Raw genomic sequence first — 19782 nt, forward strand, 5'->3', positions numbered from 1 at the left:
TCATGTTAATTACTTATATACGCTGATATAAGGATTTTGCTATTTTAAATTATCTAGTTAAAAATTAGTTACGCAATAATAATAAAAAAACTTAGTTTGCCAAGGATGCATTTGGCTTCAATCCTAACTTAGTAATAACCTCGTTACTTTTGTCCATTGCAGGATTAGCATATAAAAATGAAGTTTCACTACGCTTATCTAAAATAAAATCAAACTGTTGCGCTTTTGCAACGTCTTGAATTGCCTTTTGAACACGGTCTTGAATAGGCTTCATCAACTTCTCGCGTTGTTGAAATAATTCGCCTTCCATACCAAATTTTCCACGTTGAAACTCTTTTACTGATTTCTCTTTGTTGACAATCTCATCTTCACGACGCTTACGCATGTCTTCATTTAAGCGAGGTGCATCGGTTTGATAAGCTTTGTATAAGTTCTCAATATCCGCATATTGCTTATCGACCTCCGATTGCCATTGTTGTGATAAATTGTCTAACTGTTTTTGCGCATTGTTATATTCAGGGATATGTTTCATCACAAATTCTGAATCTACATAAGCTAATTTCTGCGCGTATGATACACTGCCCATGAAGGCTAGCATAGCCACTAATACTAATATTCGTTTCATAGATCTACCTATTTTAATCATTTCTTTGTTTATGACAAATATTGTGCTAAAAAGTTTAATCCTAAAATCCACCCATGTTCTGGATAATACTAAACGTAAAGTTTTGTTTCCATTGAGAGTTTTGCATTCCAGGGATTGGATCTAACGCATGACCATAATCAATTCCTAACATACCAAAGATAGGTAAGAAAATACGTGCTCCGACACCTACTGCACGACGAACCTTAAATGGATTCACTTCATCAAATTTATTCCAAGTGTTACCCGCTTCGGCGAATGCTAATGCAAATACAGTTGCTTGATCGTTTAACATGATTGGGTGACGAAGTTCAATTTGATATTTTGCATAGATTGGACTACCAGATTGAATAGCAATGTTTTGCATAGAATTACCAGTAGAAGCAGGGATAACAGTACCGTTCGCGTATCCACGCATAGCGATAATCTCAGATCCTTGAAGGAAGTCAAAGCCTTGCATACCATCACCTCCGAGCTTGAAGCGCTCGAAAGGAGAGGTTGGCGTTTCATTTCCATATTGACCTAAATATCCAAATTGAGCTTGTGTTTTTAACACCAATTTACCTACAATCTTAGTATACCATTGTGAGTCAAACTTCCATTTATGATATTCAGTCCATTTATACTTCTCATTATCAGGCGCCGTCGCGTAGTTTACATTATTCCATAATGAATATGGAGGCGTTAACTGTACGCTAAACTTCAAGTGTGAACCTGAGGTAGGGTAGATAGGCGCATCGATAGAGTTTCTGCTAATTTCCTGTGTAAAGTTAATATTAGTCGCTGTACCGTTTGAGAACAAGAAATAGTTTCCGTAGTTCTCAAGTACGTAACGTTGGTAAGATAATGAACTATTAATCTGGAAGTAATTATCTGGCCATTGTAAACGCTTACCTAATGTTGCTGTTACCCCGTGCATTTGAATTTTCGGGTTATTTGCATAACCTTCGTAACGACCTGTTTGAGGATTGTAATATTGTGATTGTGAGTTCGAGATATAAGCGCTTAATCCGAAATAGATAGGTTTTTTACCACCTAACCAAGGCTCAGAGAATGAAAAGCTGTATGATTGATAGCGTTTTCCCGATGTTTGGCCACGAATACTTAATTTCTGTCCATCTCCACGAGGAAGTGGTTTCCAAGCTTCTTTCTTAAAGAAATTACTAGTAGAGAAGTTGTTGAACGTCAATCCTAAGGTACCGATAACTTGGCCGGCTCCATAACCTCCAGAAAGTTCTACTTGATCAGAAGGCTTTTCAGCCACCGAGAATTCAATATCTGTTGTACCGTCCTCATAGTTCAAGTTTGTTGGCATCGGTGTTACTTTTTGCTCATCAAACATTCCTAATTGGGAGATCTCACGTACAGAACGTACTAATAACTCACGAGAGTATTTCTGACCTGGTTTTGAGTAGATCGAACGTAATACAACACGGTCATTCGTTACATCGTTACCTTTCAAGATAACATTGTTGATGGTGTATTGTTTACCCTCAAACATTTGGATTTCCAAATCTACCGTATCTTGGTAAATACGTTTGATCACGGGTTGTACGTTGAATGTTAAGTAACCATCATTTTGGTAAATGGCAGCGATATCATCCGAGTTTCTCGTTGGTCCAGAAAGCTTAGAGTTTAATTTTTCTTCGCTATATACGTCACCTTTTTGAATTCCTAGGAGGATATTTAATACAGAATCTTTGTATTTTGCATTTCCAGCCCATTCGATATTACCAACGTAATATTTTGGACCTTCGTAGATATCGAAATCGATTGCTACTTCATTATTATCAAAGCGGTATACACTATCCTTTAATATTTGAGCATCACGATATCCTTTATCTTGCATTTTAGCGATCAATTTCTCTTTCGCCTCTTCATATTTGTCTTCTTTGAATTTTCCTGGACCAAATACGCGGAACCAAGCTCTAGGCTTAACACCTTTTAAAAATTTGCGTAATTGTTTGTCACTAAATTCTTCGTTTCCTTCGAAATCAACTTTTCTAACTTTAATCTTCTTGTGACGATCTACATCGACTACAACAATTTCATTGTTGTTTTGCGCAGAGTCCTTGATCGTTTTTACTTTAATTTCTGGGTACAAGTATGATTTTTCACGAAGGAATTTTTCGATGGTGTTTTTTGTTGTTTGGAGTAGATTCTCGTTTACAATCTTACCGGTGTTTGCATTTAGACGCTTGCGAACTTCTTCAGTTTGACTCTTACTCAAACCATTGATATCTACACGAGTTAATCTAGGACGCTCAACAACGCGTATTTCTAAAAATATAGTCTCGTCTTGAATTCTGGTAGCATAAAGCTGAACATCTTCAAATAAGTTCTGATCCATTAAGAACTTAATTACGTTCGCCGTTTGTTCACTTGGAACCTCAATATATTCACCAACAGTTAGTCTTGAAATAGTAACCAAGACATCCTTATCTAAGTACTGAGCTCCTTTTACGTCAATTCCGCCGATTACATAGTTCTTCGGCTCCAATGCACTGATATCGTTTCTGTTATTTAAATTAAGAGGGCGATTGCCTGGAATCTGAGCATACGCGAAGTTTAATAAAAATATGGTCAGTAATAAGGTAAGTTTAATTTTGTGATTCATCTACTCTTTATTATGTCTGCTAAAGTACAGCAAAGTCTTGTTAATTTTTGTTAAAAGAAATATTACGAAATTATGGCTTTAACAGCGCCAAAATCAAAATGTTGCAAAAGTAATGATTTCTTATAATTGTTCACTAGTTTTCCCGAATCTTCTTTCTCGGTTTTGATACAAATAGATACATTCGAATAGATGTTCTCTAGAAAATTCTGGCCACATGATCGGTAGGAAGAATAATTCTGTGTAAGCCAGTTGCCATAACATATAGTTGCTGATACGTTGCTCACCGCTTGTTCGAATCATCATTTCAGGGTCTGGAAGAGCTTTCGTATATAGATTATTACTGAAGACTTCTTCATTAATATCTTCCTCTTTTAATTCTCCAGATTGAAGCTTCCTCGCGATGCTTTTTGTAGCATCAAGAATTTCTTGTCTAGAGCCATAACTTAGCGCTAGGGTAAGGGTACATCCTGTATTATCTTTGGTTTGGTCGATTGTGCTCTGAAGGGTTACCTGACAATGCGGGGGTAGATCTGCAGTGCGTCCAATCGTATTCACACGGATATTGTTTTTTTGAAAGGTTGGAAGTTCTTTATTTAAGGAGTCTACTAATAATTCCATTAGTGCATCGACTTCAAATTGGGGGCGATTCCAGTTTTCGGTTGAAAAGGCATAAAGGGTTAGGTAAGAGACACCGATTTCAACGGCGGCTTCTAGGGCTTCGCGAACAGCGGTTACACCATTTCTGTGCCCAAAGACACGCAGCTCACCTTTTTCTTTTGCCCAGCGGCCATTCCCATCCATGATGATGGCAATATGCTTGGGAAGATTAGTTTTGTCTATATTCTCTTTATAGTCCATTTGTTATTATTCAATTGATGATTCCTCAGGTTTTATTTTCGGAATCGAAGGCTTCATTTTTTATATCAACGATAATCAACCCTGATTGGTAGGGTTGGATGTGTTTGATAATCAATAAAATGAAGGTGATTTTTTACTTATTTTTTTATTGCGCGAAAAGGCAAGACAATTATATTCCCGGCCTTGCAAGCGGGTATAATTGTTATCAGTTGCGCTGGTAGAATTGCCAGTTAAAGCCTCTCTTGTTTTCAAAGTAAGACAAATTTTCGTAAAGATACAGGTTTTAGGTCATTCCCTGCACTAAAATAAAGTTAAATGCAGGTTAAACCGAATATTAATAATTTCGAACATCGATACCCCAAAGTAGTTTTTCACGTAATATCCCAAAATACTGATCTTCTTTTAAACGAATCAGGTTTACTGGATAGGGTGCTTTCGTAATTAATAGACTTGTTTTAGTAGACAGGGTATAACTTTTTGAATCACAACTGACGATATATTTTTCCGTACGGCTTTCAATATCTAATCGCAATTCCATGTTTTCCGAAACCACGATAGGACGTACATTAAGGTTATGTGGAGACACTGGCGTAATGACAAAGTTTCCACTTCCAGGCATAATAATTGGGCCGCCACAACTCAATGAGTAGGCTGTAGATCCAGTCGGGGTCGCAATGATAAGCCCATCTGACCAGTAACTGTTTAATAGTTCGCCATTGAGGACCGCATGCACGGTAATCATCGCAGAGGAATCATAACGGAAAACGGTAATATCATTTAAGGCATTAGAGATTCCCGCTTTCAATGTGCCGTCTGAACTTTCCACTTGTAACAAGGCTCTAGGTTGGACGGTGTATTCATTGTTAAGGATTTGGTCTAGCGCTTCTTCAATTTTGTTTTTAGAAATATTTGCTAGAAATCCTAGACGACCGAAGTTAATTCCAGCAATTGGGATACCCGAATCTGCAATTAAGGTTGCAGCGGAAAGCATAGTGCCATCGCCACCAAGACTCAACATAAAGGATATATCCTTCGGCAGGTCTTTATGAGATTTGAACTTTTTAAATTTGAAATCTACTTTACAAAGCTTTTTTAGGAAAGCGTGGAAGTCTTGGTAGATATAAACTTGAACATTCCTTTCGCGTAAATAAGTAAAAAGCTCAACAACATATCCAATGACAGATTGATTGAACTCACGTCCATATACCGCTATCGACAGTTCCTTCATGCTATAAATAATTGTTTATTTTGTTCAAAGTTGGGAATTTCTCTGAAATTATATGTTCAAATAGTTCATTAAAAGGTTATATCGCTCTTGGATATCATTCTGATCTGTGCCGTCATTGAATGAAGCTTTCACAACATAGTCATGGCGCCAAAGGGATGCTAAAACAGAAGAGATATTGTTTTTATTCACTTTAATCGTTAACTCCACCTTCGTGCTTTCTTCGATAGCGCGTATACCCGTGCTCAAGATTTTCGTATTCTCTGACTCAATGATATGAGCGACATGCGTTAGGGAATTATCACGATCTTCCATTTCCAAAACAATAATGGCTCCTTTTTCTTGATTCGATATCGTTTGGTTTACAGCGCGTAGTAAATCTTGCTGAGTCACACAGCCTACATATTGATTCTGCTTGTTTAGGATAGGTAGGATATCGTATTGGTAGGTCTCCAAATATTGAAGAGCATCGTAAATGTGTTGATAATCGTAAAGGTAGATGAATGGTAAAGTGATTTTTACTTCAGAGATTAGGTCGCTTTCATCTTCGACAGAAAGTAAATCTTCTTCCGTCAGAAGCCCTAGGTATTCCTTGTTTTTAACGACAGGTAATTGATGAAAATGCAATTCATTAACCTTATTTAAGGCATATTCCACCGTGTCGGACGGCCTGAGTTCAGTATAAAGTGATGTTATGATTTCGCCAATAAACATATAGCCGTTTATATTATTGAATCGAATAAAGCCCGAAAGGTTTAATTCTTCATTAAAACAGGGTTGAAGCTAAGGTAGCGAAAAAGATATAATTTCATATAAAATAAATAGATGTTTTACGCTACTTTAAACTATTTGTGTAATTTTACGCTACTTTAAAAGAGGGGTTATTATATGGACTTACTAGAGAAAGAGAAGTTTATTAAAGTCAGGGAAGTCATTCATAAGAAAAGTCCAACATTAGCCAAATGGATCCCTAAGCCTTTGATAAGTTATTTGGAGCGTATAATCCATGAAGATGATATCAATTACATCATGACAACCTATCATGATGATATCGGACTAGATTTTGTTGATTCATTGTTGAAAGAATTAGATGTTAAAGTACATCTTGAAGGGATTGAAAATATTCCACTCGAAGACAGTGTAATTTTTGCTTCTAATCATCCGCTGGGTGGTCTTGACGGTATTGCTTTTATGCAAGCCATTGGAAACTACAGAAAAGATGTCAAATTTTTGGTGAATGACATTTTAATGAATATTCGGAACTTGGAGCCTCTTTTTGTACCGGTAAATAAATTGGGTGGTCAAAGTAAGTCTGGAATTGCGGCGATTGAAAATGCATACGCTTCGGATCACGCGCTTTTAGTATTTCCAGCGGGTCTGGTCTCCAGGAAGATAAATGGAAAAATTGTTGATTTGGAATGGAAGAAAAGCTTTATTTCTAAAGCTAAAAAATACCAAAAGGATATCGTTCCAGTATATATTGATGGACGTAATTCTAACTTTTTCTACAATTTGGCTCGATTTAGGAAGTCAGTAGGTTTAAAAGCTAACATTGAAATGTTATATTTACCAGATGAGTTGTTTTCGCAACGTGGAAAAGATATCACCATCAAAATAGGCAAGCGGATTCCATATTCGCAATTTGATAACAGTAAAAATGAACGCCAATGGGCCGCAGAAGTGAAAGAGATCGTATATGCGATGGCCAGAGGTAAAAAATAATTTATGCAAGAAATAATTGAACCAGTAGATAGAGCGTTGATCAAAGCTGAATTGACCAAAGAAGCTTTTGTGCGCTATACTAATAATGGGAATAATGAGGTTTACTTGATCAACTACCATAACTCACCAAACATTATGCGTGAGATAGGGAGATTGCGTGAAGTAACTTTCAGAGGTGCTGGAGGTGGTACAGGATTACCTTTGGATATTGATGAGAATGATACGTGTGAGCATAACTATGATCAACTAATTGCTTGGAACCCGGAAGATGAAGAGGTCATTGCCGGTTACCGTGTTATTAAATGTGCTGATGCTGTAGACAGCAATGGCGAATTTCATCTATCGACTGCACATTATTTTGAATTCTCGGATACATTTGTGAAAGACTATCTACCGCATACGGTAGAATTAGGTCGCTCATGGGTGCAACCCAAATATCAACCAGCAATCGACAATCGTAAGGGAATTTTTTCTTTGGATAACTTATGGGATGGATTAGGGGCTGTCGTGCTTATGAATCCTGACGTGAAATACCTTTTTGGTAAAGTTACGATGTACCCACATTACAATGAAGAAGCTCGTGATTTATTGATTTTCTTTATGAATCATTATTTCCCGGATAAAGATAACTTAGTGAAGCCTGTGGAGGATTTGTATCTAGGTTATAAAACGGATATTTCAAAATATGAAGGTATCTTCGATGGCTTAGATTATAAAGCAGGTTATAAGGTTTTGAATACCAAAGTGAGAGACCTAGGCGAGAATATCCCGCCGTTGATTAATACTTATATGAATTTATCTCCAACGATGCGTGTTTTTGGTACAGCTAGAAACAATGAATTTGGAGAGGTGGAAGAAACAGGTATCATGATCACTTTAGACGATATCTATCCAGCGAAAAAAGAAAGACATATGAATACTTTCGAACGAGATCGTGTATACGGAAGTCGAAAAGTCGAAGATTAACAGAACAAATTTGTATTAAAAAAGCGCAAAGGATATATTCTTTGCGCTTTTTTATTGCCTCAAACCCGGCAGTTCCTTGCTATATGCGAAATCGTCAGACTTCGTTGAAGAATCTTCAGCTATAAAAGAGTTGTCGTTTTTATTCTCTGATACTTCCTATCGAGTATAGACACTTTTGTTATTAAATTGGAAAACTAGTTTTGAAAGACTTTAGCCAGGAAATGAAATAAAAACAGCCTTATAAGTACTATGAGTAAAGTGCCATTTCAATATGTGGTATATTGTCTTCCAAATAGATCTCACTTTCTCGGATGAAACCTAATTTTTCGTAAAAGTCTTGTAGATATTGCTGTGCGCTAATTCGGACAACGTGATTGGGGTATTCTTTTTTCTGATGTTGAATCGCTTCTTTCATTAACTTCTGTCCGAGTTTTTGTTTTCGGAATTTAGGATTGACGACAACGCGTCCAATGGAGGTACAATTCGAATACGATAGGTTTGGTGGGAGAAGGCGCGCATAAGCGGCGCATTGATCTTGTTCCATAAGGAACAAATGCTTTGATTGGAGATCTTTATTATCACATTCAGGATAGAGGCAGTTTTGCTCAAGCATAAATACTTCTATCCTGACCTGTAAAATTTGATACAATTCTTTCGCGCTTAACGCATCAAAATCCTTGATCACCCAATTCATTACTGTAATTTTTTAGCTTAATAAAGACTTTACAACTTCAGAAATTGTGCGCCCGTCAGCTTGTCCAGCAAGCTTTTGATTTGCCAATCCCATTACTTTACCCATTTCCTTAACGGAAGATGCTCCAGTTTCGGCGATAATACCTTTAATAATTTCCTCAATTGCCGTGCGGTCTAATTGTTTTGGAAGATAACCTTCAATTACCTCTTGTTCTTCGATTTCAATTTGATATAGATCGTTGCGATTTTGTTGCTGATAAATTTCAGCTGACTCTTTACGTTGCTTCACTAATTTCTGCAATACTTTGATTTCAGTATCTTCGCTCATTTCTTCCGATCCGCCTTTCTCCGTTTTAGCTAATAAGATAGCAGCTTTGATAGCACGTAAGCCTCTAAGTTTTGCAGTATCTTTAGCGATCATTGCCGCTTTAATATCTTGATTGATCTGTGTTTCTAATGACATATTATTTTGAATTTGATCTGTTTACTATTGTTCCTGTTGCTTGTACCGTTGGCATCACCAACAAATCATTGATGTTTACATGTGCTGGACGATTCAATGCAAAAACTATAATTTCAGCAATATCTTGGCCGCTTAGTGGCGTTACACCTTCATAAACGGATTTTGCACGGTTGCTATCCCCATGAAATCTAACTTCAGAGAATTCTGTTTCTACCATGCCAGGGTTTATTGCAGTGACTTTGATTCCTTTTGCGAGTAAGTCGATACGCATAGCTTTATTTAACGCGTCTACAGCATGCTTTGTTGCGCAGTACACATTGCCATTTGGATAGACTTCTTTTCCGGCTATCGATCCAATATTAATAATATGGGCTTGTTTGCTATCTTCCATCATTGGAACGACAAATCGCGTTACGTAAAGTAAGCCTTTGACATTGGTATCAATCATACGATCCCAATCACCAATATCGCCAGTCTGGATAGGATCGAGACCTTGGCTTAATCCAGCATTATTAATGAGGACATCTATGTTTTTCCATTCCTGAGGAAGGTTGGATAATGTCGTTTCTACCTCGTCAGCATTGCGAACATCTAATTTGAAGGAGTGTACTTCGCAGGCGGGATTAAGGTCTTTAATCTTGCTTTTTAACTCTTCTAATCGTTCAACTCGTCGTGCACATAGCAATAGGCGGTAGTTTTTATCTTTTGCCAACTCTAAAGCACATGCTGCACCAATTCCGGAGCTGGCCCCTGTGATTAATACAGTTCTCATCGGCCTAATTTATTTTTTATATGTTATACCTATTTATTGCATTCATAAATCGTACAGAAACCAAAGGTTTGTGGGCGAACATTGCAGGATGCGAATCCCACTTTATCGGTGATTGCAGCAAAACGTTCACCGTCAGGGAATTTTGCAACCGACTCTGGAAGATATTCATATGCACGATTATCTTTGGAAATCAATTTCCCCATTGCTGGAACAACTTTATGGAAGTAAAAACGGAAAAGCTGCTTAATCGGGAAAGCGGTTGGGTTCGATAATTCAAGAATGATCGCTTTACCTCCTGGTTTCAATACTCTGCGAATGTCAGAAAGGCCTTGCTCTAAATTTTCAAAATTGCGGACACCGAATGCAACAGTGACAGCGTCGAAAGTATTATCGTCGAAGGGAAGACTCTCCGAATCGCCTAATCGTACCTCAAATTGATCTGTTAAGCCTTTTTTCTTTGCTTTCTCTGCCGCAACATCTAACATCCCCTGCGAAATGTCTACACCAATGATTTTTTTTGGATTTAGAATGCGAATCGATTCTAAAGCAAAATCACCAGTGCCTGTCGCAACATCAAGAATAAGTTGAGGATGAAGTGGCTTTAATGTTCTAATCGCTTTTTTTCGCCAGATCGTATCAATACCCATCGTCATAAAGCGATTTAATAGATCATAAGTCTTAGAAATGTTGTTAAACATATCGGCAACTTGTTCTTTTTTACCACCTTCTGGGTTATACGGTTTTACAGTAGAAGCATCGTTTGACATAGCAACAAAGATACAACAAAGTATAGAGAAAATTGCTTTTTCTGAAGCACAAGTTTAAAGCTAAAGAAGACCTCAATATGGCTAACTGCTTGAGGATGAATTTGAAGAGTGCATTAGCCGGAAAATTAGATTTCTTAGACTCACTCATTCAGCTTATTAACATCCACTAAGGTTATTCACATTTTGTTAAAATGTTGATATTGAGTGTCTATTTTCATATATTAACATGTTTTCCACATTTGATGTGGAATACTAGGACTTAGTTTTCAAATCCATAGCATGATTGTTGAAGCACCTATTTTAACTGTTTAAAACTTGTGAAAGGGGGGAGGGTAATTTTTCTTACATTTGTTACCCCAACAGGAATCATCGAGCCGTAAAATTAAATTTGATATGTCCGTAGAAAACGAAAATTCAAACAGTATGTCTAGCCACGCTAGCCGTGCAAACTTTAACAAAAAGCGAACTAGCCTAAACAACTTAGTTAGTGGAATGGGGAAACTTCCTCCACAAGCAGTTGACTTAGAAGAGGCTGTATTGGGTGCGCTAATGTTGGAGAAAAATGCACTAAGTGAGGTGATTGATATCCTGAAACCAGAATCGTTCTACAAGGAGTCTCATGAAAAAATATTTCAAGCGATTTACAACTTATTCCAGAAGACTTCGCCCATAGATATTTTAACGGTTGTTGCAGAATTGCGACAAATGGGCGCGCTCGAGATGGTTGGCGGTGCATATTATATTACGCAATTAACGGATAGAGTAGTTTCTGCTGCGAATATTGAGTTCCATGCGCGTATCATATCTCAGAAATATATTCAACGTGAATTAATCAAAGTGTCAACGGAGATTATTAATTCTTCCTACGACGAGACAAGTGATATTTTCGACTTGCTTGATCATGCTGAGAAATCACTTTTTGATATTGCGCAAAATAACTTACGTCGTGACTCTCGAAAGATGGATGATATTATGCGTGAAGCAATATCATCTTTGGAATTACTACGGGATCGTACAGATGGTTTAACAGGTATTCCTTCTGGATTAACGGCCTTAGATCGTATGACTTCGGGTTGGCAACCATCAGACTTGGTAATCATTGCTGCTCGTCCTGCGATGGGTAAAACCGCTTTCGTATTGTCTGTCGCTCGTAATGCGGCAGTTGATCATTCGCGTCCTGTTGCGGTCTTTTCACTAGAGATGTCGTCTGTTCAGTTGGTTAACCGTCTAATTGCCGGGGAAACGGAGATTGAGCAAGAAAAATTGAAAAAAGGAAATCTAGCCGATCATGAGTGGCAACAATTGCACTCGAGGATTGGTAGATTAACAGAAGCGCCTTTAATTATTGATGATACACCAGCATTAAATGTATTTGAATTTCGTGCAAAGTGTCGTCGTCTAAAAGCGCAATATGATATTCAGATGGTTATCGTCGATTATCTTCAGTTAATGCACGGGAAGAGTGAGGGTAAAGGTGGCGGAAACCGTGAACAAGAAATTGGTAGTATTTCACGTGCCTTGAAGTCTGTGGCAAAAGAATTGAATATCCCAGTATTGGCTCTATCACAATTAAGTCGTGCTGTGGAGTCGCGTCCAGGTAACTCTAAGCGTCCAATGCTTTCCGATTTACGTGAATCTGGATCTATTGAGCAGGATGCCGATATGGTACTGTTCCTATATCGTCCAGAATATTACGGTATCACGGAAGATGAAGAAGGTCGTCCAACGGCTGGTGTCGGTGAGGTAATCATCGCGAAACACCGTAACGGTGAAACAGGGATTGTACCGTTGAAATTCGTTGGTAAATATGTGAAATTCGTCGATTTAGAGGATGACTTTTCAGGTATGCCAAGTGATAGTGGAAGTTTCAATGATTTACCAAGTGGGTTTGGTTCAGCTATGGCACCATCCAACAATTTCGATAGCTTCGGCGGAGGAATTACAATGCCATCAAGAATGAACGATATGCCTGACGATGCACCATTTTAATTAGTTTGTACTGATCCGTAAATAGATTTATTGCTGCAATCTTTCGTTTAGTTTTAGATGTATTGCCGATTACAGCTAAGAAATACCGAGTTGGGGTTGATTGCTTTTCATTTCAATGATTTTCATTCGTTAGTGCACTTTCTTAAAGGATGTAGCTAACGAATTTTAGTTTGCCGATTGCGTAGGATATGCCGATTCTTTATCGGTCTACTGGCAAACCATTAAATACTACCTACTAATACATAGTGGTAAGTAAATTTTTACTATTTTTGATTCCCCTTAGTAGAGGCTATACATAAGTTAAAATTAGGAGACAATTTTGGATTTTTTAGCAGGATTAAATCCCTCACAGCGGGCTGCCGTAGAACAAACAGAAGGACCAGTAATGATTGTTGCTGGTGCAGGATCAGGGAAAACACGTGTAATTACTTATAGAGTTGCGCACCTTATTCGAAAAGGTGTAGACCCTTTCAATATATTGGTGCTGACATTTACGAATAAGGCGGCAAAAGAGATGCGCGAGCGTATCATGAAGGTCGTAGGTTCAGAAGCAAAGAATATTTGGATGGGAACTTTTCACTCGGTCTTCGCGCGCATTCTTCGCGTGGAAGCTGAGTTAATAGGATATCCGCGCAATTTTACGATTTATGATACTGACGATACAAAAAGTTTATTGCGTTCTATTCTAAAAGAAATGAACTTGGACGATAAGCTTTATAACGTTAATCATGTGTATGGACGGATTTCTTCGGCGAAGAATAATTTGATATCGCCCCAGGAATACAATAAGAATGAAGCCATCATGGCAGAGGATGTCGCTAATGGCCGAGGTCAACTAGGACAAATCTATATGACTTATGCACAGCGCTGTTATCGTGCTGGAGCGATGGATTTCGATGATTTGTTATTCAAGACAAATGTTTTGTTAAACAAGTATCCGGATGTTTTGCATAAATATCAACACCAGTTTAAGTATCTGATGGTTGATGAGTATCAGGATACCAACTTCTCTCAATATCTTATTGTGAAGCGTTTAGCAGCTGTTAATGAAAACATATGTGTGGTAGGTGATGACGCGCAGAGTATCTATGCTTTCCGCGGTGCAAACATTCAGAATATCTTGAACTTTCAAAAGGATTATCCGGATGTTAAAGTCTTCAAGTTGGAGCAAAATTATCGCTCGACACAGATGATCGTTAATGCGGCGAACAGTATTATTGCAAATAATAAAAATCAATTAGAGAAAAATGTCTTTTCAGATAATGAAGAGGGTGAGAAAATTAAAGTAACGCGCGCTTTCTCAGATAACGAAGAAGGTAAGATTGTTGCTGAAAATATTTCACAAGAGAAGGCTCTAAAAGGATTAAAATATAAAGATTTTTCCATTCTTTACCGTACAAATGCACAATCGAGATCGCTCGAAGAAGCATTACGTAAATTAGGAATTCCATATAAACTTTACGGAGGTACGTCATTCTATCAACGTAAAGAAATCAAAGATTTAATTGCTTACTTCCGATTAACGTTTAATCCCAATGATGAGGAAGCGTTGAAGCGAGTAATTAATTATCCGAGAAGAGGCATTGGCGACACCACCGTTGAGCGTATTATGGTGATGGCTGATCAGCAACAAATTCGACTTTGGGATGTTGTCGCAAATGCGCAGATGTTTCTAGATGGACGCAGTGCAGGTTCTGTTGGTAATTTCGGCCTGATGATACAAAGCTTTCAAGCCTTATCTAAGACGAATTCGGCATTTGAAACAGCAATGCATATTGCTCAACATTCAGGCATTTTAAAAGAATTGTATGAGGATAAATCCGTCGAAGGGCTAAGTCGTTACGAGAATATTCAAGAACTCTTGAACGGTATCAAAGAGTTTTCAGAACGTGAAGATTTAGAAGAAAAAGGATTGGATATCTTTATGCAGGATATCGCACTGCTGACGAATGATGATAACGATAAGGACCCTAATGCGGATACAGTATCTTTAATGACAATACATGCTTCAAAAGGATTGGAGTTCCCCGTTGTATTTATTGTTGGTTTGGAAGAAAATCTATTTCCGTCGCAATTGTCTTTAAATTCGCGTACTGAATTAGAGGAAGAACGTCGATTATTCTATGTTGCTGTTACACGAGCAGAGAAAAAGCTATTTCTTTCTTACGCAACTTCGCGTTATCGATGGGGTACATTGAACAATTGTGAACCTAGTCGTTTCTTAGACGAGTTGAATCCAGCATGTTTAGATCTTGACTTTAAACCGAGATCCGGTGGCAGTGGAGGAACAGATGACTTCTCGTCTGAAAGAGTTACATGGCAACGCAAGGAAGCAAATACTACTGGCGATGTTTTCTCTAAGCCTAAACCTAAGGTGATCAAAACGACGTCGATTCTTCCGAAAGCACACGTGCCGACAGCAGGGTTTGCGCCTTCAGATACCTCACGTTTACAAGTAGGGATGGAAGTGGAGCATGAACGTTTCGGATTTGGGAAAGTTATCAACCTCGAAGGGAATAAACCCGACATAAAAGCAACTATTTTTTTCAAAGAGTTGGGACAGAAGCAATTGTTGCTTAAATTTGCCAAACTTAGAATAATAGAATAATTCGTATATTACCATTAAAATAAAAGGACACTCTCGAGGTGTCACCCCATAACATATGATTTTTGATTATAACAGTACAAGACCTAAGCTGATCCTAGCTGAATATGGTAGAAACGTACAAAATATGGTAGATTATATCTGCACATTAACAGATCGCGACGAAAGAAATCGTTTAGCACAAGTTGTTATCGATATGATGGGCGTATTGAATCCACACCTTCGCGACGTGTCAGATTTTAAACATAAGCTTTGGGATCACCTATATATCATTTCCGATTTCAAAATTGACGTTGACTCTCCGTACCCTATTCCTAAGAAAGGAGAAATTCATCATAAGCCAGAGTCGCTACAATATCCAAACCACCCAATTCGTTTTAAACATTATGGTCATACAGTTGAGCAAATGATTAAAAAGGCGAAAGCACTTCCAACAGAAGAAGCTCGTGTTAAGATGACGCTTGGTATTGCGAACTTTATGAAGATGGCTTATTTGACATGGAATAAAGATTCAGTGTCTGATGATCAGATTCTAGAAGATTTAAAAACACTATCGCAAGGCGAATTAGCTTTACCAGCGGATACAGTGCTAACGAAGTTAGACTTTAAAACACCGCCTCCAGGAAGCCGCGTGAAAACAGGTAGCGATAATCGAAGCAGTTACAGCAATACTGGTTCGCATTCGAAAGGAAAAGGCTCTTTTCAACGAAATGACAATAATAAAGGCCGTACCTACAGCAACAATAACAACAATAACAACAAGCAAAATATTAAACGTAAAAAATAAAAGAATACAACAAAATACTGATAAAAAGCAATGGTTAATTAAAAGACAACGATTGCTTTTTTGTTTTTGTAAGACTATACTATGAATGCATTTGAAATCCGTGGTGGAAAGCCATTAAAAGGTGAGATTGTACCTCAAGGCGCGAAAAACGAAGCGCTTCAAATTATTTCTGCAGTATTATTGACGGCAGAAAAGATGACCATCAGCAATATTCCAGATATTAAAGACGTAAATAAGCTTATCGATCTTCTGATCGCTTTGGGCGTTAAGGTCAATCGTTTAAATGAGGATACATACGAGTTTGAAGCTCGTGATATAAATATTGATTACTTCCAATCCGAAGAGTTTAAACGTAAGGGCGGAAGCTTACGTGGGTCTATTATGATCGTCGGTCCATTACTTGCGCGCTTCGGGAAAGCTGCAATCCCTAAACCAGGAGGAGATAAAATTGGACGTCGTCGTCTTGATACTCACTTCTTGGGTTTTGAGAAATTGGGTGCTAAATTTGTCTATGACGCGGAGAAACATTTTTTTAATGTTGATGCGACAGAACTGAAAGGAACCTATATTCTTTTAGACGAAGCCTCAGTAACAGGGACTGCAAACATCGTTATGGCGGCGGTACTTGCAAAGGGTACTACAACAATCTATAACGCTGCCTGTGAGCCTTATTTGCAGCAATTATGCAAGATGTTGAACCGTATGGGGGCGAAGATTTCCGGTATTGGATCAAATCTCTTGACAATTGAAGGGGTAGAAGTACTTGGAGGGACCTCGCATCGTATGCTTCCAGACATGATTGAAATTGGATCTTTTATAGGTTTAGCAGCAATGACTGGTTCAGAAATCACGATTAAGAACGTTTGCTTTAATGAATTGGGAATTATTCCGACCGTATTTTCACGTTTAGGAATTAAGTTTGAGTTGCGAGGAGACGATATATTTATCCCAGCTCAAGATAATTATGAGATTGATACATTTATCGATGGGTCTATTTTAACGATTTCCGATGCTCCATGGCCAGGATTTACACCAGATTTATTAAGTATTGTGTTGGTTACAGCTATTCAAGCAAAAGGAAATGTCTTAATACATCAGAAAATGTTTGAAAGCCGCTTATTCTTTGTCGATAAGTTGATTGATATGGGTGCCCAAATTATTTTATGCGACCCTCACCGTGCAACGGTAATCGGTTTAAATAAACAGCAAAGTCTACGCGGTATTGAGATGACATCGCCAGATATACGTGCAGGAGTTTCTTTGTTAATTGCTGCTTTGTCTGCACAAGGAAAATCTGTAATCTATAATATCGAGCAGATTGAACGTGGTTATCAACATATTGAAGAACGATTGAAAGCACTGGGTGCAGATATTCGTCGTGTTGATGCGCAACCACTTGGTCACTAAGTAGATTGTCTGTTTAGTGTTAAATTATTGCTTAGAATTTGGAAAACTTTCGTTGTCCTCTATTTTTGTATCAAATTTTAATGTTTAAACAAATAAAATGAAAAAAATCACATTACTTTCAGCGATTGCAGCGCTAGTTCTTGCGTCATGTGCTGGAAACCCAGAAGGAAAAAAAGCGGAAACAAAAGATTCAGTAGCAACTACAACAGACTCGTTAGCAGTAACTGGCGTAGCTTATACAGTTGATGCAGCAGCATCAAAAGTTGTTTGGACTGGTACTAAAGTGACTGGCAAGCATACAGGAACTGTAGCTATTAAATCTGGTACTATCAACGTTGAAAACGGATCAGTAACAGGTGGTAATTTCGTGTTAGATATGACTACGATCAGCTCTACAGATTTAGAAGGTGAATACAAAGAGAAATTAGACGGTCACTTGAAAGCTGATGACTTTTTTGGTGTAGCTACTCATCCTGAAGCTTCTTTCGCAATTACAGAAGTTAAACCAGGTACTGGTGCTGGCGATTTATCAGTTTCAGGTAACTTGACAATCAAAGGTGTAAGTAAAAATATTACATTCGATGCGAAGGTTGTTGAATCGACAGAAACAGGCGTTAAAGCAACTGCAAACTTCAACATCGTAAGAGCAGATTGGGGAGTAACTTATGAAGGTAAGTCTGACGATTTAATTTCAAAAGAAATCAACTTTGACGTTACTTTAGTAGCGAAAAAATAATATTCTATTTTAGTTTTTCGAAGCCTCTGGTCTCTGATCAGAGGCTTTTTTTTGTGTATTGCTAAAGAATATTTAATCGTTTCGTCGCTTAAATTGTATAGTGCAGGCTTAGATAGAATTTGTAATTTTGTGACATGAAGATTAGCCTAATATGTATTGGTAAAACCGATGATAAGTATATTGAACAGGGTATCGAGATCTACACCAAGCGATTGAAACATTACTGTAATTTTCAGATCATTGTAATTCCTGATATAAAGAATGTAAAAAATCTAACCGAGGCGCAGCAAAAAGAAAAGGAATCACAATTGATCCTTAAAAATATAAGTAATCAAGATTACGTTATGTTACTGGATGAGCGAGGTAAAGAATATTCTTCAATAGAGTTTTCATCTTTTTTAGAGAAGCAAATGGTCGGAAGTGTTGCACATATCGTATTGGTAATAGGCGGTCCCTATGGCTTCGATCAACAAGTCTACGATCGTGCAAATGCAAAGTTGTCTTTGTCTAGAATGACTTTTTCTCATCAGATGGTACGCTTGTTCTTTGTAGAACAATTATATCGAGCACATACGATTATGCGTGGTGAGCCTTACCATCATGAATAATTTTATGTATTTTTAATGTTAAAAGCATCATCTATTAAAGAAGGAGGATAAAATGGATTTAGATAAATTTAAAAGAGAATATAAATATAAAAGCCAAGAGGGCGCACATGGTGCGGATATGAATAAATGGATTATCATCATTGGTGGTGCACTGGTCGTTTTATTGGCTTATCTGTTTACCTAAGCGTATTGGAATATTGATAGAAGAGAGGTGGCTTGTAGCTGCCTTTTTTTATGAAATAAATAAGGCGATACGGGGAGTATCGCCTTAAAATCACACTAACTATTAATAAAACCCTATAGAACTAGGTGTTTTCAAAACGTAGATCAGAAATCATCTCTCTGACCTACTGTAAAAGTAAAAACCTTTTATTATAAAATCAAATAAAAGTTGCAACATTTATATTATAATTCAATTTTGTCAACTGTTTTTAAAAATTCAACCCACGCAACTTGGTCAGTTTTAAAGGTTAAGTCCTCAGACTTTAGTTTATCTACGGGGATCAATCTGAACGATTGTAGCTTACCCTCCACGCTTTTTTCGGTAAAATCGAATTTTTTTGTCTTAATGTTTAATTCAACTTTATTAATAGGATTTACTTGATAATAAATAGAAATAATTTGACTATCATTAAAACTTGATTTTTCCCAAAAATCCGTTGTGTAAATATGCTTTAGCACCTCCACTTCGAGTCCAGTTTCCTCCATATACTCACGTTTTAATGCATCGAGTAAGCCTTCTCCGTACTCTAATCCACCACCTGGAAACTTCGTAAAAGAAACGTTCTCCGTTCGTTCATCACTGATCAAAACTTCTCCTTGCTCATTGACCAGAATACCGTATACTCTTACATTAAATAAATACATTCTTAAAAAATATGATTTTAAATATTAATAAATTATTCAGCGAGTTTATTTCATTTG

At 37.5% G+C, this 19782-nt stretch carries 19 protein-coding genes; 9 read left to right on the forward strand and 10 right to left on the reverse strand.

The features are described 5' to 3' along the window. Positions 1 to 91: 91 nt before the first annotated feature. The 5 genes from GFH32_RS04775 to GFH32_RS04795 all read right to left on the reverse strand — a co-directional run bounded on the left by GFH32_RS04775 (position 92) and on the right by GFH32_RS04795 (position 6057). Positions 92 to 625: an OmpH/Skp family outer membrane protein gene (locus GFH32_RS04775; protein WP_153509991.1), complete on the reverse strand. Its 534-nt coding sequence runs from the start codon at positions 623 to 625 to the stop codon at positions 92 to 94. 61 nt (positions 626 to 686) lie between these two features. Further along, positions 687 to 3260 carry an outer membrane protein assembly factor BamA gene (gene bamA, locus GFH32_RS04780; RefSeq protein WP_153509992.1) on the reverse strand — a complete coding sequence of 858 codons (2574 nt, stop codon included), beginning with the start codon at positions 3258 to 3260 and terminating at the stop codon, positions 687 to 689. 120 nt (positions 3261 to 3380) lie between these two features. Beyond that, on the reverse strand, positions 3381 to 4118 hold the full coding sequence (locus GFH32_RS04785) for an isoprenyl transferase (RefSeq protein WP_153509993.1): 738 nt from the start codon (positions 4116 to 4118) through the stop codon (positions 3381 to 3383). Between the two features lie 334 nt (positions 4119 to 4452). Then, positions 4453 to 5346: an NAD kinase gene (locus GFH32_RS04790; RefSeq protein WP_317162874.1), complete on the reverse strand. Its 894-nt coding sequence runs from the start codon at positions 5344 to 5346 to the stop codon at positions 4453 to 4455. Positions 5347 to 5394: 48 nt separating this feature from the next. Continuing rightward, complete coding sequence (locus GFH32_RS04795) at positions 5395 to 6057, reverse strand: CBS domain-containing protein (protein WP_153509994.1); 663 nt, start codon at positions 6055 to 6057, stop codon at positions 5395 to 5397. 174 nt (positions 6058 to 6231) lie between these two features. On the opposite strand from GFH32_RS04795, the gene GFH32_RS04800 reads away from it, so the two are divergent. After that, on the forward strand, positions 6232 to 7065 hold the full coding sequence (locus GFH32_RS04800) for a 1-acyl-sn-glycerol-3-phosphate acyltransferase (RefSeq protein WP_153509995.1): 834 nt from the start codon (positions 6232 to 6234) through the stop codon (positions 7063 to 7065). 3 nt (positions 7066 to 7068) lie between these two features. Then, a complete protein-coding gene (locus GFH32_RS04805) occupies positions 7069 to 8031 on the forward strand; it encodes a GNAT family N-acetyltransferase (protein ID WP_153509996.1) in 963 nt (320 codons plus the stop codon). 247 nt (positions 8032 to 8278) lie between these two features. On the opposite strand, the gene GFH32_RS04810 is transcribed toward GFH32_RS04805, so the two are convergent. The 4 genes from GFH32_RS04810 to ubiE are packed head-to-tail and all read right to left on the reverse strand — an operon-like array spanning position 8279 to position 10726. Continuing rightward, positions 8279 to 8725, reverse strand: a complete 447-nt coding sequence (locus GFH32_RS04810) for a GNAT family N-acetyltransferase (protein WP_153509997.1) — start codon at positions 8723 to 8725, stop codon at positions 8279 to 8281. Positions 8726 to 8737: 12 nt separating this feature from the next. Further along, complete coding sequence (locus tag GFH32_RS04815; RefSeq protein ID WP_153509998.1) at positions 8738 to 9187, reverse strand: GatB/YqeY domain-containing protein; 450 nt, start codon at positions 9185 to 9187, stop codon at positions 8738 to 8740. 1 nt (position 9188) lies between these two features. Next, the gene (locus GFH32_RS04820; RefSeq protein ID WP_153509999.1) at positions 9189 to 9959 is read right to left on the reverse strand and encodes an SDR family oxidoreductase; all 771 of its coding nucleotides are present in this window, start codon (positions 9957 to 9959) and stop codon (positions 9189 to 9191) included. 29 nt (positions 9960 to 9988) lie between these two features. After that, a complete protein-coding gene (ubiE, locus tag GFH32_RS04825) occupies positions 9989 to 10726 on the reverse strand; it encodes a bifunctional demethylmenaquinone methyltransferase/2-methoxy-6-polyprenyl-1,4-benzoquinol methylase UbiE (RefSeq protein ID WP_153510000.1) in 738 nt (245 codons plus the stop codon). Positions 10727 to 11119: 393 nt separating this feature from the next. On the opposite strand from ubiE, the gene dnaB reads away from it, so the two are divergent. From dnaB to GFH32_RS18500, 7 genes are all read left to right on the forward strand, one after another. Further along, a complete protein-coding gene (gene dnaB, locus GFH32_RS04830; protein ID WP_153510001.1) occupies positions 11120 to 12715 on the forward strand; it encodes a replicative DNA helicase in 1596 nt (531 codons plus the stop codon). Between the two features lie 319 nt (positions 12716 to 13034). Next, the gene (locus GFH32_RS04835; RefSeq protein ID WP_153510002.1) at positions 13035 to 15323 is read left to right on the forward strand and encodes an ATP-dependent helicase; all 2289 of its coding nucleotides are present in this window, start codon (positions 13035 to 13037) and stop codon (positions 15321 to 15323) included. A gap of 55 nt (positions 15324 to 15378) precedes the next feature. After that, positions 15379 to 16107, forward strand: a complete 729-nt coding sequence (locus GFH32_RS04840; protein ID WP_153510003.1) for a DUF4290 domain-containing protein — start codon at positions 15379 to 15381, stop codon at positions 16105 to 16107. Positions 16108 to 16188: 81 nt separating this feature from the next. After that, positions 16189 to 17514 carry a UDP-N-acetylglucosamine 1-carboxyvinyltransferase gene (gene murA / locus GFH32_RS04845; RefSeq protein ID WP_153510004.1) on the forward strand — a complete coding sequence of 442 codons (1326 nt, stop codon included), beginning with the start codon at positions 16189 to 16191 and terminating at the stop codon, positions 17512 to 17514. Positions 17515 to 17611: 97 nt separating this feature from the next. After that, positions 17612 to 18250, forward strand: a complete 639-nt coding sequence (locus GFH32_RS04850) for a YceI family protein (protein WP_153510005.1) — start codon at positions 17612 to 17614, stop codon at positions 18248 to 18250. Positions 18251 to 18384: 134 nt separating this feature from the next. Then, complete coding sequence (gene rlmH, locus GFH32_RS04855) at positions 18385 to 18858, forward strand: 23S rRNA (pseudouridine(1915)-N(3))-methyltransferase RlmH (RefSeq protein WP_153510006.1); 474 nt, start codon at positions 18385 to 18387, stop codon at positions 18856 to 18858. Between the two features lie 52 nt (positions 18859 to 18910). Continuing rightward, on the forward strand, positions 18911 to 19042 hold the full coding sequence (locus GFH32_RS18500; protein WP_262884790.1) for a hypothetical protein: 132 nt from the start codon (positions 18911 to 18913) through the stop codon (positions 19040 to 19042). Positions 19043 to 19263: 221 nt separating this feature from the next. On the opposite strand, the gene GFH32_RS04860 is transcribed toward GFH32_RS18500, so the two are convergent. Further along, on the reverse strand, positions 19264 to 19725 hold the full coding sequence (locus GFH32_RS04860) for an NUDIX domain-containing protein (RefSeq protein WP_153510007.1): 462 nt from the start codon (positions 19723 to 19725) through the stop codon (positions 19264 to 19266). Between the last annotated feature and the right edge of the window lie 57 nt (positions 19726 to 19782).

Origin of the sequence: Sphingobacteruim zhuxiongii, from assembly GCF_009557615.1 — a bacterium.
GTDB lineage: Bacteria > Bacteroidota > Bacteroidia > Sphingobacteriales > Sphingobacteriaceae > Sphingobacterium > Sphingobacterium zhuxiongii.

Bases quoted from the DNA above. Each gene is read 5' to 3' on its own strand.
- GFH32_RS04840 (WP_153510003.1), top strand. From the start codon at position 15,379: ATGATTTTTGATTATAACAGTACAAGACCTAAGCTGATCCTAGCTGAA.
- GFH32_RS04805 (WP_153509996.1), top strand. From the start codon at position 7,069: ATGCAAGAAATAATTGAACCAGTAGATAGAGCGTTGATCAAAGCTGAA.
- dnaB (WP_153510001.1), top strand. From the start codon at position 11,120: ATGTCCGTAGAAAACGAAAATTCAAACAGTATGTCTAGCCACGCTAGC.
- GFH32_RS18500 (WP_262884790.1), top strand. From the start codon at position 18,911: ATGGATTTAGATAAATTTAAAAGAGAATATAAATATAAAAGCCAAGAG.
- GFH32_RS04860 (WP_153510007.1), bottom strand. From the start codon at position 19,725: ATGTATTTATTTAATGTAAGAGTATACGGTATTCTGGTCAATGAGCAA.
- bamA (WP_153509992.1), bottom strand. From the start codon at position 3,260: ATGAATCACAAAATTAAACTTACCTTATTACTGACCATATTTTTATTA.
- GFH32_RS04790 (WP_317162874.1), bottom strand. From the start codon at position 5,346: ATGAAGGAACTGTCGATAGCGGTATATGGACGTGAGTTCAATCAATCT.
- GFH32_RS04795 (WP_153509994.1), bottom strand. From the start codon at position 6,057: ATGTTTATTGGCGAAATCATAACATCACTTTATACTGAACTCAGGCCG.
- GFH32_RS04815 (WP_153509998.1), bottom strand. From the start codon at position 9,187: ATGTCATTAGAAACACAGATCAATCAAGATATTAAAGCGGCAATGATC.
- GFH32_RS04850 (WP_153510005.1), top strand. From the start codon at position 17,612: ATGAAAAAAATCACATTACTTTCAGCGATTGCAGCGCTAGTTCTTGCG.
- GFH32_RS04775 (WP_153509991.1), bottom strand. From the start codon at position 625: ATGAAACGAATATTAGTATTAGTGGCTATGCTAGCCTTCATGGGCAGT.
- GFH32_RS04810 (WP_153509997.1), bottom strand. From the start codon at position 8,725: ATGAATTGGGTGATCAAGGATTTTGATGCGTTAAGCGCGAAAGAATTG.
- GFH32_RS04800 (WP_153509995.1), top strand. From the start codon at position 6,232: ATGGACTTACTAGAGAAAGAGAAGTTTATTAAAGTCAGGGAAGTCATT.
- murA (WP_153510004.1), top strand. From the start codon at position 16,189: ATGAATGCATTTGAAATCCGTGGTGGAAAGCCATTAAAAGGTGAGATT.
- GFH32_RS04785 (WP_153509993.1), bottom strand. From the start codon at position 4,118: ATGGACTATAAAGAGAATATAGACAAAACTAATCTTCCCAAGCATATT.
- rlmH (WP_153510006.1), top strand. From the start codon at position 18,385: ATGAAGATTAGCCTAATATGTATTGGTAAAACCGATGATAAGTATATT.
- ubiE (WP_153510000.1), bottom strand. From the start codon at position 10,726: ATGTCAAACGATGCTTCTACTGTAAAACCGTATAACCCAGAAGGTGGT.
- GFH32_RS04820 (WP_153509999.1), bottom strand. From the start codon at position 9,959: ATGAGAACTGTATTAATCACAGGGGCCAGCTCCGGAATTGGTGCAGCA.